Source organism: Rhodococcus sp. KBW08, from assembly GCF_003852455.1.
Classification (GTDB): Bacteria; Actinomycetota; Actinomycetes; order Mycobacteriales; family Mycobacteriaceae; genus Rhodococcus_F; species Rhodococcus_F baikonurensis.
This window is the reverse complement of record NZ_QAJJ01000001.1, coordinates 1-14,956: the sequence shown is the minus strand read 5'-3', so window position 1 is coordinate 14,956 and position 14,956 is coordinate 1. Positions and strand designations below refer to the sequence as shown.

Annotated in this window: 10 protein-coding genes and 2 pseudogenes; 7 read left to right on the top strand and 5 right to left on the bottom strand. The window is 59.0% G+C overall.

What is annotated here, in order from left to right; genetic code table 11:
* Positions 1–250: 250 nt before the first annotated feature.
* Positions 251–2,539 (top strand): annotated as a pseudogene (locus DBV08_RS00055) (DEAD/DEAH box helicase family protein); the annotation flags it as partial.
* Positions 2,540–2,745: 206 nt separating this feature from the next.
* Here the strand turns inward: DBV08_RS00055 and DBV08_RS00050 are convergent.
* The gene (locus DBV08_RS00050) at positions 2,746–5,229 is read right to left on the bottom strand and encodes a hypothetical protein (protein WP_124566143.1); all 2,484 of its coding nucleotides are present in this window, start codon (positions 5,227–5,229) and stop codon (positions 2,746–2,748) included.
* Between the two features lie 1,239 nt (positions 5,230–6,468).
* Between DBV08_RS00050 and DBV08_RS00045 the strand changes: the two genes are divergently transcribed.
* From DBV08_RS00045 to DBV08_RS00035, 3 genes are all read left to right on the top strand, one after another.
* A complete protein-coding gene (locus DBV08_RS00045; protein WP_124566142.1) occupies positions 6,469–7,404 on the top strand; it encodes a hypothetical protein in 936 nt (311 codons plus the stop codon).
* A 163-nt stretch (positions 7,405–7,567) separates the two neighbouring features.
* Positions 7,568–7,750: a hypothetical protein gene (locus tag DBV08_RS00040; protein WP_124566141.1), complete on the top strand. Its 183-nt coding sequence runs from the start codon at positions 7,568–7,570 to the stop codon at positions 7,748–7,750.
* Positions 7,751–8,176: 426 nt separating this feature from the next.
* The gene (locus DBV08_RS00035; RefSeq protein ID WP_185564359.1) at positions 8,177–9,259 is read left to right on the top strand and encodes a DUF4238 domain-containing protein; all 1,083 of its coding nucleotides are present in this window, start codon (positions 8,177–8,179) and stop codon (positions 9,257–9,259) included.
* Positions 9,260–9,397: 138 nt separating this feature from the next.
* On the opposite strand, the gene DBV08_RS00030 is transcribed toward DBV08_RS00035, so the two are convergent.
* Together DBV08_RS00030 and DBV08_RS00025 are read right to left on the bottom strand one after the other, a co-directional pair.
* A complete protein-coding gene (locus DBV08_RS00030) occupies positions 9,398–9,622 on the bottom strand; it encodes a hypothetical protein (protein WP_124566139.1) in 225 nt (74 codons plus the stop codon).
* A gap of 24 nt (positions 9,623–9,646) precedes the next feature.
* Complete coding sequence (locus tag DBV08_RS00025) at positions 9,647–10,516, bottom strand: helix-turn-helix domain-containing protein (RefSeq protein ID WP_124566138.1); 870 nt, start codon at positions 10,514–10,516, stop codon at positions 9,647–9,649.
* A gap of 224 nt (positions 10,517–10,740) precedes the next feature.
* Here DBV08_RS00025 and DBV08_RS00020 point away from each other — a divergent pair, with 224 nt between their 5' ends.
* Entirely contained in the window at positions 10,741–11,166 is a 426-nt protein-coding gene (locus DBV08_RS00020; protein WP_124566137.1) for a hypothetical protein, read from the top strand.
* Between the two features lie 12 nt (positions 11,167–11,178).
* Positions 11,179–12,231 (top strand): DUF6615 family protein, encoded by a 1,053-nt coding sequence (locus tag DBV08_RS00015; RefSeq protein ID WP_124566136.1) that lies wholly within the window; start codon positions 11,179–11,181, stop codon positions 12,229–12,231.
* A gap of 80 nt (positions 12,232–12,311) precedes the next feature.
* On the opposite strand, the gene DBV08_RS32150 is transcribed toward DBV08_RS00015, so the two are convergent.
* Positions 12,312–12,479: a hypothetical protein gene (locus DBV08_RS32150; protein WP_158171288.1), complete on the bottom strand. Its 168-nt coding sequence runs from the start codon at positions 12,477–12,479 to the stop codon at positions 12,312–12,314.
* Between the two features lie 365 nt (positions 12,480–12,844).
* Between DBV08_RS32150 and DBV08_RS32540 the strand changes: the two genes are divergently transcribed.
* Complete coding sequence (locus DBV08_RS32540) at positions 12,845–13,975, top strand: hypothetical protein (RefSeq protein ID WP_221621582.1); 1,131 nt, start codon at positions 12,845–12,847, stop codon at positions 13,973–13,975.
* 625 nt (positions 13,976–14,600) lie between these two features.
* On the opposite strand, the pseudogene DBV08_RS00005 reads toward DBV08_RS32540, so the two are convergent.
* Positions 14,601–14,956 (bottom strand): annotated as a pseudogene (locus tag DBV08_RS00005) (VOC family protein); the annotation flags it as partial.

Sequence of the window (14,956 nt, the reverse complement as noted above, 5' to 3'; positions counted from 1 at the left end):
TTTCCCGAAGCAGATCTACGCCATCAATCATCATCGCCGCTACTAATTGCGCCCTGCTTGGGGCGGCACTTCCGCGAATCGTCGGCCGATCTCCCCCTTCCCGCCGCGGTTGATCAGCTGATTCTCGTGCCCACCAAACGCCGATTGATCGCAGGCGACGTATGCGGCGCGCCCGATGCATGAATCGGACTTCCGTACAGGCAAGATTGTCTGTTGAGCACGGGTTGTTGTCGCGGAGGGTTGGGTTGTCATGGGTTCAGTGCACGAGGTCATCGAGGCGTTTCGGCAGGCTCCGTCGAATTCGGAGCGGGGTACGAAGTTCGAGCAGTTGATGGTCCGGTACTTCGAGCTCGACCCGTTGCTCTTGCAGCAGTACGAGAAGGTGTGGCGGTGGATCGATTGGCCAGGCCGCAAGGGGAAGACCGACACGGGCATTGATCTGGTTGCCCGTGAACGTGACACCGGCGACTACACCGCGATTCAGTGCAAGTTCTACGAACCCACCAGCACCCTCTCCAAGGGCGATATCGACTCTTTCTTCACCGCATCGGGTAAGGCTCCGTCTTCGAATCGGGTGATCATCTCGACGACCGATCGGTGGGGGAAGAATGCTGAGGATGCTCTTGAGGGGCAGTCGATCCCGGTGCAGCGGATCGGGTTGGCTGAGATCGCGGAATCGCCGATCGACTGGGACATCGCATGGCCGCAGGGTGAGTTGCAGGTCAACCTGTCGGAGGCGAAACGTCACGAGCCGAAGCTGCATCAGCAGTCCGCAATCGACGATGTCTTCGCCGGCTTCGAGAAGGGGAGTGATCGCGGCAAGTTGATCATGGCCTGCGGTACGGGCAAGACTTTCACGGCTCTGAAGATCGCCGAACGCGCCGCATTGGAGAACGGCGGTAGCGCCCGCATTCTGTTCGCGGTGCCGTCGATCTCTCTGCTCTCGCAAACGTTGCGGGAGTGGACTGCCCAAACGCAGTTGGATTTGCGGGCGTTCGCGGTGTGCTCGGATACCAAAGTGTCCCGCTCCGCCGAGGACTTCAATATCCACGATGTCGCGATCCCGGTCACCACCGATCCGGTGAAGTTGGCGGAGGAGATGGGGCACCGTAAACGTGCCAAGGGGTTGACGGTGGTGTTCACCACGTACCAGTCCCTGCCCGCCGTCGCTGCCGCGCAAGGGTTGGGGGTGGATCCGTTCGATCTGGTGATCTGCGACGAAGCGCACCGCACCACCGGCGTCACGTTGTTCGGGGAGGACGAGTCGAACTTCGTGCGCGTGCACGATGCCGCGTTCCTCAAAGCCATCCGCCGCCTGTACATGACGGCGACGCCAAAGATTTTCGTCGATGACGTCAAGGACAAAGCCGAAGAGCATTCGGCCGAGTTGACCTCGATGGACGACGAGAGCGTCTACGGTCCGGAGTTTCATCGGCTTTCGTTCGGCGCGGCTGTCGATCGGGGTTTGCTCACCGATTACAAGGTGATTGTGCTGACCGTGGACGAATCGTTGATGGCTGCACCTTTGCAGGATCAGCTTGCCGGGGTTCACAGCGAACTGCGTCTCGATGATGCGTCGAAGATCATCGGCTGCTGGAACGGTCTCGCCAAGCGTGCCGGCGAAACCCCGGACGGGACAGGTTTCGCGCCAGGGGAGGCGCCGATGCGCCGCGCGGTGGCGTTCGCGAAGGACATCGCCGCGTCCAAGCAGGTCGCCGAAGTGTTCCCGACGGTCGTCGACGCCTACCGGGATTTGCTCGAGAACAGTGAAAATGACGGTGGCGCTGTCGATTCCACCAACCTGGATCTGACGTGTTCGGTGCGCCATGTGGACGGCACGTTCAACGCTTTGCAGCGCAACGAGCAACTGTCCTGGCTCAAGGCTCCGATCCCGGAGGGGGAAGCCCGGATCCTGACCAATGCCCGCTGCCTCTCCGAGGGCGTGGACGTTCCGGCGTTGGATGCGGTGATGTTCCTCAACCCGCGTAACTCGGTGGTCGACGTGGTGCAGTCCGTCGGCCGAGTCATGCGCAAATCCGACGGCAAAGACTACGGGTACATCATCTTGCCCGTCGCCGTCCCTGCCGGTGTCAGCCCGTCGGAAGCATTGTCGAACAACACACGGTTCAAGGTCGTGTGGCAGGTACTCAACGCGCTTCGCGCACATGATGATCGGTTCAATGCGATGGTCAACTCCATCGCATTGAACGCGACGTCGGACAAGAAGGACGGCAAGGGTAACGACCGCCTCCTCGGTGGGCACATCGGACCCCTCGTCGAGGTTGGAGAGAGTTTCGACAACAACAGCGGCAATGGCGGTAGCAGCGGAAATGGTGCCGATGGAACGGGTTCCGGCGACGGTTCGGCGCAGGGTGTCGCCGACGGCACCAACACCGGCAACAGCGATGGTGGTGGGATGGCGACGCAGATGGCGTTGTTCTCGCTCTCCGAATGGCAGGAAGCGATCTACGCCAAGATCGTCGACAAGGTCGGCACCCGCGCCTACTGGGAAGACTGGGCCGGCGACGTCTCCGACATAGGGCTAGGTGATGTTCTATCGGACCTACACCCTAGGTAGCTGAAGCGGTGAGACTTCGGCTGCTGCGAAGACTAGATGTTTGACGAGCCGTAACTCGCGTCATCGAGTCTTTTCGGTCGATCAGGCTAGACGCGACGCCTACCAAAATATGGGGCTGTGGCGTGTCGCTCTCAGTGCGTGCGCACGAAGCGGCGCCGAGATGATTTCTAGGTTTTCCGGAGCAAGCCCGTCACTCCAGCAAGGAGAATTGCGGTGAATACCCAGGACAGGATTCGGAGCACTGGCAGTCCGTAGATAACCAGAAGCGACGCTTCCGATTTTGGTCTCCAGTCAGGGCGTGGATTGCCGTTGGACGCCGGAATCACATTGGTAAGTGCGTAGGTGACTGGCTCGAAGCACGGATAGTTGTCGGGGTATTGGTCACAGGCCAAGTTTGCGGTGATGGTGGGAGGAATGGAGTCATCGGTGGAGCTCGAATCTAGGTTCTGTGCTGAACCCAGGTTAGCTGTGGGGATGAAATCGTCGCGATTAGATTCGACCAGAGCTGACCCTATGCCGAGCGCGAGTATGAGCCATAGGATCGCCAGGAGCGGGTAGTACCCGTGCCCTGCCACGAGGAGGTACAACCAGCGCAACGGTTTCGACCACAGAGTTGAATGGCGTGTTACCTTGTTGGCCGCACTAAATTGGAGTCGTCGAGTGTCTCCAGGTTGGCCATTCCGGTCGTAGACTGCGGCCAAAGCGCGCCAGGGTTGAGCACTGAACGCAACATTCTCGGGTGCGGAATTGAGCCAGCGTTCCGCTGCACGGCGATCTGTGCGAATCAGCCCGTGGACGTCGTTGATTTGCCATCCAGTAGCGATCAACTGACCGTTCGGGATAGATGTGTTTGGTGTTCTTAGGTCGGTGATAGTGGCCCGGGTTAGGTCGATTTTCCCGTCGACGAGTGTACCTACCAGTCGCAGGGTGTTGATCGTTGCGCCATCGAGGTGGAGTGCGATCCTGCCATGGTTATTGAGGGTTGCATCGCACAACGAGAAGTCCCCCTCAACGCGAACACTTGGCCCACAGATCTCGCCGTTGGCGGTAAAGCCGTCGCGAGCGAAAAAGTTACCAGCTATAGATGCGAAGTCAATCGACAGCGCCTTGCCTTTGGGGTTGTTAAGGGTTGCGCCCTGAAACGATAGCTCGCCACCAATGCGCGCGCTGATCGCGCGGACCTGTCCGTTGGCGGTGAAACCCTCTCGGGCAAAGAGCCCAGTGGAGATGTTTGCCCTGTCCAAGTGGAGTGCAACGCCGTCAGGGTTGTTGAGCGTTGCGCTGTGCAGAACGAGTTCGCCACCGATGCGGCAATTAATCCCACGGAACTCGCCATTGGTGGCGAATCGCTGGGTGGCGATCACATTGCCATCAATGGTTGCAGCTTGGAGGTTCAGAGCAATTCCTTTTGGGTTATTGAGTTTTGCTCCGTGCAACTCAAGGGTGCCGATATGGGAATTGACGGCGCGGACCTCGCCGTTGGCATTGAAACCATTGCGGGCCAGCACACCACCGTCAGATCTTAGACCGTCCAGGTTTAGAGCGATCCCCTGATAGTTGTAGAGTCTGGCACCGTTCAGTTCGATGATGCCGATCTGAGAACAGAAAGCGCGGACCTCGCCACTTGCGCGGAATCCGTTGCGCGCCAAGAGGGCACTTTCGACTTTAGCCCGATCTAATCGAAGCGCTACACGCCCGGGGTTGGAGAGTTTGGCCCCATCAAGCTCAACGGCGTTGATCCGAGCATGTTGCGCCCGTACCTCGCCTCTGGCTTTAAAGCCTGCGCGGGCGAACAGAGTACCGTCAATGGTTGCGCCGTCGAGGCAGAGGGCTGTCCTTCCGGGGGCGCTAATTTCGGCACCGTCCAACGAAAGCTCTCCACGGATGCGTGCGTTCAGTGCCCGAATTTCGCCGTCCGCATTCAAGAAGGAGGCGAAGAGTCCGCCGTCGATGGTTGCGCCGTCGAGGCAGAGGGCTGTCCTTCCGGGGGCGCTAATTTCGGCGCCCTCCAACGACACTTCCCCGCCTACCTGCACCCCGACCGCGCGGATCGAACCTGCGGCGGTAAATCCTTCAGCGGCGAACAGGCCGCCCCCGATGGTGGCTTTGTCGAGATCGAGCGCTGTATCACCAGGATTACCAATGATGGCACCGTTGAGCACGAATTGTCCGGCTATGCGGCTGCTTCGCGCACTGATCTGCCCATTTGAGATGAAACCTTCCCTCATGAAAATGCTACCGCCAATTGCAGTACCGTCGAGGTGAAGCGATGCGATATGAGAACCGGTCAGGTTCAGGTCTTTCAGTGATGCACCTGAGAGATTAATCGCCATGTCAAAGCGGCAGTTGGTGAGCTGTAGCGCTCGGGGGAATTGCACATTTTCCAGATCGACTGGTCCAATGAACTGAGCTCCATTGATCAGCAATCCGTGGGGATCAAGTTGGAGGTCCGGGTCAGTTAGCAACGTGCGAAGCGCGGAAGCAGGTAACTGTCGGTCAGATCCCCAGCAGTCTGTGTTGGCCGGCAGGTGATTCTCAGATACGGTGCTTGCTGTATTTAGATCGATCGGTTGACCACTCTGCGCCGCCTCACGCAGCCGGGATTCCCACGCAGAGACGCTATCAGGTTTTGTCCTGGAGGTAGTTGTCATGACTGAGATCATCCATCAACACACTCAGTGCACCCGACCGCGTCAACGGAATCTAAATTTTGACCCTTGACGGCGTGACGTAGCCTGATCGGTTTTCAACTGCTGTTGACGGCCGAAGTCGGGAATTTCCGCCGATACATGCTGATCGAGGTATGCAACACCGATTGGAGCCTGCATCACATCGATCACGTGTAATCCAGTCCGAATGTAGAAGAGAGTCCAGTGCCTCTGATGTTTGAGGCGACGATGATGTCGCTTCGCGCATCCGAACGGCCCCGGGTGATGGGAAGAAATCTGGTGGAGGTTACTAGTCAGGCGGCGGCTCGCGCCAATAATTTCAGCGGACGTATGAGTGGGTCAATCCCAAGGCGTCGATCGGTTTGGGACAATTTCCGTGTGGCATTGTCACGTTAACTTGATCACAATTATGATTGTGCCAAGAGCGGTGAGCTGGGGTTCGTAGTGGAGCGTACGGACGTTGCTGGTCTAGGGGCAGGGCTATTTTGAATTATGTTGCGAGGCCTGAAAAGTGGAGAAGCTTTGCGGCCGCGGCGACGACTCCAGCTCTCCGAGCTCCGGCGTCCTGTACGCCACGCCCGGTGTGTGGCCGTGTGGCAAACGAACAATGCGAATGGGCATGCGCGGCGGGATGAGGCGCAGGCGAAAGTTAGTCGAGCTGAGCATGAGAAACGACATGATGTTGCTATCGATGCAGCGAATAAGCGCCCTACAGACGAACTGGACGCGCAGCGCCGACACGTACAGAGCTCGCGGTTCTCCGTGCAGTTTCCCGCGCTCGATGAGTTCACTACCGCATCAGCTGACCTCCTCAAGATCTATAAGTACCTAACTGAACCTCTTGATAGTGGGACAGGGCTGATGCGCTTGCTGCATTCGCTGAATGGAAACCGTTGTATGACAGCGCAAGTAGGTTGTTTGTAGAACCCAATTTGATGGTGGACGACATAGAAACGCGTCAAGCACTGGGCGAACTTCAGGGGCTGTGTAAAGATGTTCAGACAGTCATTAGGGGGTTAATGCTGGCATATCCGAGGGCTACTCGGGCATGCCGATGTACACCGCCTTTGCAGCAGGGTAGGCCGATGACATTAGGAAACTGCGGGTCCAGATGATCGGCATGGCTAGACGGAATATTGCGATGGTGCGAGCCTTCGCAGACAAGGATGAAGCGTCAGCCGAGGATTCTAACTAGTTCTACCCGAGCTGTATTCTGCGCTGATGCATAAAAAGGTCTGGTGGGGCGTCATCATCTTTGTAGCGTTCGTGGTGGCGTGGATTCCGGCCCACTATGTCTTCGCCTATATAACGGGTGACCGGTGGAACGAGACGCAGTGGTCAGCCGCAGGCGCTTGGGTCGGTGCCGGAGCTGCGGCGTTCTTGGCATGTGTGTCGGTGTGGCAGACGCGTAAGGCGAATGAGCAGGCGCGGCAAGCGACAAAACAGGCGCGGGACGATGCAGTAGTCGCAGCGATAACGTCTGAGGCGCAGCGTGTTTCAGACCTTAAGGACGCCAAGGATCTGTCCGATGCACAGCTGAACCAGGCGAAGGCAGCTGCCAGTCAAGCGCAGAAGGAGTCCGAGGCACGTCGCACCCAGGATGCTGCGCATCACCAGGAACAGATGAAGCGTCTCGAAACGCAGACTGGCGACAGTCGAGAGCAATACATCCGAGATAGGGAGTACGCAGCTGTCGAGGCAGTCCATAAGGCGGTTGGTGTGTACGTTGCGGAAGTCCATAACCACATTCGTGCAATTGAGGCGGCTGAAAGTCTGACTGTGATTCTCGAGAAGTCGGAGGACCTCATTGATTCGGAGAAGATGCATCACGAAATTCTGGCGACCTACCTCCTCGAAAACCGGCAGATGAACCTCGTACGTAACTCGAACGACTGCATCATGACGGCGAAATCGGCGCTGTACCAAATCGAGAACCGAGGATTGCGAGACGCCGCGACTGGGATCGTGGAGAAAATGGTGGTTGCGTCTAGGAGCTACACCGACCGGTCCAAGGATAATGACTGGGATGCCGCCGGAAGGCTCGCTGACGAGGTTAACGAGTCTGGTTCCGAGCTTCAGAAGATGGCTGATCTCCGCTTCGAGGCAACGGGCGTTGAACTACCGGTCAGGGAACGTCCAGTGGGGTCGATCAGGTAAGGCCAGGAACGCTACATTTCACTGTTTCCCCAGGTCTTGACGTTTCGTCAACAACGTTGTGTTCGGTTTGGCAGGGTCGACAAATTCATTGTGCAGCATAGCGTTCCGTGCCAAGCTCGCATATTGTCGCCCCGAATCTGTTGCGGCACATCAGGTGGCAGCTTTGGCTTTGGCTTCTGTGCGCGGAAACCTCCGTTGGAACGGACGTAACGGCTGGACCGACACCAACACTGGTCAACTCGTCGCGTCTCTGCGCCACACCGTCAATGCCGGCCGAAACGAACTCCTCATCGAACGCAACTGGCTCGAAACTTGGCTCACCACTGAAAAGAAATCTCTGATCTAGATTGAGAACACAGGTCGGGATGTCTTACGCGACGTCGGCGCAGCAAGAGCCTCCCATCCAGGCGAGCTGACCCGCTCCCAAGTACACGCTTGGACACCCGGCTCTGCGGTCCATACCGGAACTCCAGGCTGGCAGCGATTTCCCGCCCGTGGTGAGTAACCCCCTGCATCAATACCCGGCTAATCTCATGCTGGCTACCTGACGGCACTGCCGGATACAAGTAGTCGAGGACGTCGCCATCGGGATACGAGGGGACGTGTCGTTTTACCTGTTCAAGCGCGCAAATGGGCGGTGTTCGGTGTCGTTTTTCATGTTTGGCAGCACCGACTGCCAGGATGGCGGGCGTAGGTGAGCTGTCACGGTTGATCCGAGCACGCCCCTGTAGACGATCCGCCCCACCTGCACGCCGAAACTATGCTCGCCGTCATGTCGAACGACAGCTTGCGGGCGAGGATCGAAAGTGTTGCTGAAGTTGCAGCCAACCTGACCAACACTCCGGATGCTCCGAAGTATCACCATGTGGTCCCTCAGTCCTACATCAGACGCTGGACCCCCGGCCGAAAAGGCTCGGTACGATCCGTTCGGGTCGACGATGGTCGCGGGAAGCTCGTGGGACCCAAGAAGGTTGGCGGGATAGACGACTTCTATCGACTCGAAGCCGACGACATCGACGACACCTCGACACCCCCGCTGGTTGTCGAGGTTCTACTCGGAGTGTTCGACAACCTCGCGAGGGTTCGGATCGACGAACTTCTCGCGGCCGAGCCCGGACCTGTCACCGACGTCGAGATGAAGGCCGATCTTGCGATGGTGGTGGCCACGCAGATGAGTCGTGGCCAATCGTTCCGCCAGGAACAGTTCGATCTCCTCGAGTACACATCCCGACAAGATCCGATCGAACACTCGAAGGTCGCCGCTCGCATGTGGCTTTCGTCGACCGGTCAAAGCCTGGATGACGAGACTATCGAGGTAACCGCAGCGCAGATGCGGGAGAAGGACCGCCGGTCGTTGATCAGCAAAGACCATAAGCCCCAGGCAATTCAGCTGATGATGCAGAATCTGACGAAGCTCGTCGTTCCCTTGATCACGCGGAACTGGGCCGTCTACCGCACTCAGACCCCGCTGTTGACCAGTGACGATCCGGTCGTTGTTATCGGAGGTCCGTCCACTGATCGGCGTGTGAAGCCCGGCAATGCCGGTGCAGCCGTGTGGATCTATCCCATCGACCGCAACCGGTTGCTAGCGTTCTTTCTCCCGGACATCTCGCCGCAGCTGCCGTTCGTTCTCGACGCGGCCGAGACCTACGAGATCAATCGAGAGATCGTCGCTGCTGCCTACGAGAAAGTCTTCGAGCATCCTGACGACGACATCGCGAGCACCATCACGGTGCCCCCGCGGCCGATCGCTCCCCGCGCCGAGACAGTGATTGATCTGTCGCGGCGACCGACCCGATGGTTCGAGAGCGGGGAGCCGCCGCCGGCACCGGTGTCCCGCTGGTACCAACGCTGACTCACCGACCCCCGATGCCCCGGACGAGTCCACGCCTACAGCTGACGGTGCGCAGGATCGCCGTGTCGGTACATGCTGATCTGCACGTACCGACACGGCGCCGGCCTCACCGATCGGGTGGTGACGGTCCGCCAGCATCTATGAATCGGGTGTTTCTTCCCTCCGGTCACCCGGTTGATACGCGTCTTTGCACGCGGTCAAGAAGGTGAGCATTCCGGTCAAGATGAATGCAGCGGTGGCAGTACCGAACGGGATAATCAGCACCACCGCGAGCACCGCCACCGTGACGAGCGAGGTCAGCGGATGGGTGTACCACTGGTATGCGCTCGGGTTCGGCTGACTGTCAGAGCGGTTCGAGTTCATGTGTGTCTCCGTGATTCTTGAGTTTCAGAAGGGGCCGGAAGGCAGTGCAGGAGTTCGGCGGTGTTGCCCTACCTGTTTCGGGGCATCGCTCTGGCCGCGCCGTCGAGGATCTCCGGGGCGCCGCTGACGGTTGCGCTCGCTGCGGAGGTACTCGATAAGCGAGTAGTCAGAAGGCCAGAGTGATTCAGGCAAGTCCATGACGAGGGGCGCGACGACGTTGTTTGTGCGCCACCGTTTGAGGCGGTTGCGGGCTGCTGACGCAGAGATGCCCATCATTCGTGCTGCATCGGCGATGGTGAACCCTTGGGCGATCATGTGCAGTATCGGCCGGACATCCAAGGGGACACCTTGAATGAGCTCGAACACGAAGCCGTTCAACATGTCCGATTCCTGGCGGAAAGGTCGGAGTCGATCGAGTTGCGTCCAGATTTCGCTACTTTCCTGTTCCCGGATGTGCTGTCGATTTCGCCTTTCAGTGACCCATTTCTCGATGACAGCGCCCTTGTTGATCAGACACCGACCGACGAAATAGGTTGCAAGTGACGACCGTTCCTTGTCCCACTTGGACCCGTCCACCACTGCGGTCACGAAGGGGTCGATGGCGCCGACAATCATCTCCATCGCCAAGTCCTCACGGTCGTAGGCGGACTTCGAGAGATAGTCCAAATCTTCCGCGAGGAGGGGAAGAGACTGGGGTATCGGGCCCGCAGTGAGGATTCGGCCATCGCGCAAGAAGGCGCGGAGCGCGTTGAAGGCGACTTTCCACAGCTCTTCGACAAGTGCGGAGCATTCCGGCGTGAGCCGACCGCGTGCGTCACGAGCGCCCGAGGCACGGGCGCGCTCCAAGAGCGCATGAATGCGCTCATCCTGGCCAACAGTCAATTCTTGTTCCACTAAACCCTCCAAAAAAGTCGGTGCCCGCGTACGGGTTCTATCGGAGGGATAGTGAGTTCAAAGTTTTTTCGTCACGTAATGTGATGCAGATCACTTCTCTTGTGATGTGCAACGGGGGCTTGTGGCGAAATGCAGAGCTCCCGGTCGCCAGTAGCGCAATGGGAACTTCTGATGCACCGGCACCCTGCCTTGCGTTTTATGTAGACCCACGGTAGAACTTTGGCATGGCAAAAATCGTAATTTCAGACGTGACCCCTGCTGAGCTTGCAGCTATTACCAATGCGCTGGCCGCTGCGGGACGGGACCACCAGGTTGTCCAGATGGTGTGGAACGCAGACGAAGCGGCAGCGCTGCTCTCGGAGCTGAAGGACACTCAGGTGCGGCTATTGCGGCTGCTCGTGGAGTGGGACGGAGTTCTCACCACGGACGCACTGAGGGAGCGCGGGGAAACGTTACGCGGCTCGACAGGACCGATCACCAAGGCGATCAGCCGTCTCGCTGGCCGGGGCGTTATCCGCGAGGGCCTCCCGCCGGTGTTCGACAGCGTGTACGACCCGAACAATCGCGCATTCCAGAAGGTCCGCGCGTACCGCATGGACGCGACCACACTCGGTGCGTTCCGCGATGCGCTCGCCCAGATCGAGGGATGAGGGGTCGCAGCGATGAACGAGATGTTCGATGCGATGAATACTGTCGCCGCAGAGAGCTGGGGGTGGATGGAGGCCGGCATCGCAGAAGGAATTGGTCCAGGGGAGGAAAGTGTGACGGACTTCAACCTGGTCAAACTGCGCCAACTCATCCCCTCGTTGAAAGTGAAGAAGTTCACCAGGACGGAAGAAGCTGGGAACGGAGCGGACTGGGAGTGGTGGATCGGGTCTGCTTTCGAAGAACAATGGATCAAGCTACGTGTTCAGGCCAAGCGTTGCAGCCATGAGGGAGTGCGTTACGAGCAACTGGGTCACAAAACGAAGAACAGTGCGATGACGCAGTACGACACGCTCATCGCGAAGAGCCTGGTCGAACGAGCGATTCCCTTCCACGTCTTCTTCAACGGGTGGCCTGAGGACCGGTACCTGGTCAAAGACCAGTATCACGACGTGATTGCTCGAGATCGGCGGGCAGCGCGTGACGGCGTCCTTCAGAGTTCGGCGTGGGACGCCCCGAACTGGGGCTGCACGATGGTCTCCACCTCGAAGGTCAAGTCCATCTTCGAGGACCCAACGAAATCAGACTTTCCACGCTCGCTGCTCGACGAGAAAAAACAGAAAGACAACCTCTACATTCCGCACTACCTCACCGACTCGACCCCGTGGTCGCACATGCTCTACTCAAATGACCCGGGCCGCACACTCACGGTTCGAGAGGTTGCGCAGAACCTGCACCGAATGCAGGGCAACGACAGGGAACTCACCGACGAAGAGTTCCTGAGCATGACCTACCCGAACCCATCGAAGGAAGCGGAGCAGGAAGCCTATGACGGCCGCTACAGCTTCCGGAAGTCTATCGACGTGGAGGAACAAGAACGTCAAGCCGCAGACCGGATTCGCGCACAAGAATTCATCACTTCCGTCGAGTTCCCCTTCGGCAAGTTCCCCCCCGATCTGAATCGGATTCTTGAGAGCGACGATGAAGAGGAATCCGGCCTTGAATACAGGCTTCTGCTGGAGCTGGACCCAGAGCGTTCCCACTACTTCAACCCGAACTACGAGGGCTGACCTTGTAAAAGCGGCGCGGTCCGAAAAGCCCCTCACCGTCCGGCAAGGGGTCTCTTCGGGTCTCACGGCGTTCGGTGTGACTACCCGTGGTGGATGAGGTCGTGGAGGATCCGGGAAACCCAGTCAATGATGGTGTACAGACGGTAGCCGTAGCCGATCGCGGCGAAGGTTCGTTCAGTGGCGAGCTGGAGTCGGTGGAGCCGCGTGGGCTGCTCGGGTTCGTTGCTCTGGTCATCTTGCTGGTGCATTGGTGCCCCTAAGAAGTGCCTAGTCCCGCAAACGCGGGTTCACCTCTTATGCGTCGAGATGCGCGAAATACAGGTTCAGCCGTTGAACAACTTTCGGAGTAGCCTCCTGACCTGCGGTTAAATGGCACGGGCTTGGGTGATTGTCTTCATCGGTCTGACCGACGGTGCTGCCTGCCTGCCCGCGCCGCTACAATGGCTGCGGGCAGTCTGGACTGCCTCTCTCCGAGTCTGCGTCCCCACATGACGAAGACGCCGAGGACAACTGCCGATGCGGATTCCAGAGATGTAAGTACCTGTTGGTTCGAGAACTCTCTCAATTCACAGGGCTGGGAGGTGTGGGATGCATAGCCCGGAACATGAGATTGATGACTCCCAACAACAGCACTCGGCGCCGCACACAACAGCAGGATGCGCGCGCCTGGGCAAAATTCACCGGCACGAATTACACCACCGCGCTTCGGCAGATGGAATTCCCTCTGGCCCAGGGATTCCTCGGCGAACGGGTCAGCGCTCGAAGGCTGATTGCCGCGCTCGAGAATCACGAGTTGATCGGCGCACTTGGCGACGATCCTCTCCTCGGCGAGAACGGCTACCTCTCGGACTCGTCGTGGAGCTTCAATGGCAAGACCGACTACATTCAGCTCGCCCTTATCACTGACATGCTCCGGATGTTCACGCCTAACTCGGACACCTCGAGCGCGGGGGTAGACAGCTACTCCTTGAAGCACACCGCAGAGCGGTTTCTCAGCCCGCACTGCCCCTATGTGACCAACGGACGACTGATCTGGGCGGCGGCAGCGATGGGTCTCTCGCTTGCCGCTCCGGATGGTGGCGGCCCGAACCTCCTGATCGGCGTGTCCGAGCGCGAGCACGACTACGCCAGCAGGATGGTCGGGTTGGGGCAGACCCGACCGCAGGCCGATCACTACCGCCCCGGTGGATACGAGCGCCTACGCTCCGCGCTTGCAGACGAGCTCATCACGGATAGCTGGGTCCGGCCGGTGCCGGTAGACGAGCCTGCTCCCTTCCACGACTGGCTGATCCGGCAGGTCGGCCGCAACGATGTTGTGGGCGACCTTGCCGGCCACTATGCAGCCGGGGTCCGAAACAGCGATCACCGCGTCGCTCGCATCGCCGACGACCTCCTGGTGATCTTCCGCGAGGTCTCGCCTTCGCCCGCGGTCTACACCGCCGGGGTCACCGCGATCGGGGAGTGGATAAGGACAGAGCCATTGTCGGCTCCCATTCGCACCGAGCTGGTCAACGGAGATTCGTACGATCACGAAGGATGGGGCGCCAGAGCCGGGACGGTGGAGCGCTACGAGTACCTGTGTCCCTGCGGCGACGGGGCGATCATCGAAGAGCACGACAACATCCCGGGCCACCGCGAGCACGACAAGTACATCAGCTGCGATAAGTGCGGGGCGGAATGGCGTTTCGTTGACGGCAGGAGCATTCGGGACTGGGCTCTGGAACCCGTGAGCGCCGCCATCTAACAGTGCCGAATGAGGAGACCGCACGCCGCATCGAGCCGAAGTAATCCCGGTTCGATGCGGCGCTTGCGAAATTACTTCCCGATCGGCATCGACCTCGCCTCTATCGCAACGGGAATTCTGATGCATCACTGCTCGATAAGGCTAGTGCCGCTCGATTTTTCGCCACCCGTATCACCTGTCAAGCCCGGAACATGGACCTGAGTGGGCTGACCAGCTCTCTTACCGCGATGGCCAGATCACAAGACGCGGAAGACCTTTAAGTCCGGCGCCGTCATTTCTCCATGACGTAGCCTGCCAGTAGTGCAACCATCGGTCACACAAGACGCTCGGCGGCACCGTTTGCCGACGACGAGTTCGCAGGCGAACTCGTCGTCGACCGGACCAACACCACGGCCATGGTGTCGGTAGGTGCAAGTAACTCCTAGTTCCTAGGTCGCGGCATACCGGAGCCCGAAGTTCATAAGCCGCTTGGACTCTGGAAAGCCGCGATCCGGGCTTTCTCGATCGGGGAGCGTGAGGTACATCAAACGGGCATCTCCACACGAACCAACCGATACTGTGAACTGACGTCATCTCCAGGGTTAGGGTTCTCGTGATGGATCTCCTCGAAACCGGGTGACCTATCTCAGAAGTTGCCCCGCGCGGCCTGCTCACGCTCGATCGCTTCGAACAGGGCTTTGAAGTTTCCCAGCCCGAATCCCAGTGAGCCGTGGCGTTCGATGATCTCGAAGAACACGGTGGGACGATCTCCGATCGGCTTGGTGAAGATCTGTAGAAGATAGCCGTCTTCGTCGCGGTCGACGAGGATGCCTCGCTTCTGCAATTCCTCGATCGGAACTCGAACCTCTCCGATACGCGCGCGCAGTTCGGGATCCTCGTAATACGAAGCAGGAGTGGAGAGAAACTCGATTCCTTCGTCGACCAGAGCATCGACTGCTCCGAGGATGTCGTTGGTCGCAAGCGCGAGATGCTGAGCGCCTG

Bases quoted from the DNA above. Each gene is read 5' to 3' on its own strand.
- DBV08_RS00050 (WP_124566143.1), bottom strand. From the start codon at position 5,229: ATGACAACTACCTCCAGGACAAAACCTGATAGCGTCTCTGCGTGGGAA.
- DBV08_RS00045 (WP_124566142.1), top strand. From the start codon at position 6,469: ATGCATAAAAAGGTCTGGTGGGGCGTCATCATCTTTGTAGCGTTCGTG.
- DBV08_RS00035 (WP_185564359.1), top strand. From the start codon at position 8,177: ATGTCGAACGACAGCTTGCGGGCGAGGATCGAAAGTGTTGCTGAAGTT.
- DBV08_RS00030 (WP_124566139.1), bottom strand. From the start codon at position 9,622: ATGAACTCGAACCGCTCTGACAGTCAGCCGAACCCGAGCGCATACCAG.
- DBV08_RS00020 (WP_124566137.1), top strand. From the start codon at position 10,741: ATGGCAAAAATCGTAATTTCAGACGTGACCCCTGCTGAGCTTGCAGCT.
- DBV08_RS00015 (WP_124566136.1), top strand. From the start codon at position 11,179: ATGAACGAGATGTTCGATGCGATGAATACTGTCGCCGCAGAGAGCTGG.
- DBV08_RS32150 (WP_158171288.1), bottom strand. From the start codon at position 12,479: ATGCACCAGCAAGATGACCAGAGCAACGAACCCGAGCAGCCCACGCGG.
- DBV08_RS32540 (WP_221621582.1), top strand. From the start codon at position 12,845: ATGACTCCCAACAACAGCACTCGGCGCCGCACACAACAGCAGGATGCG.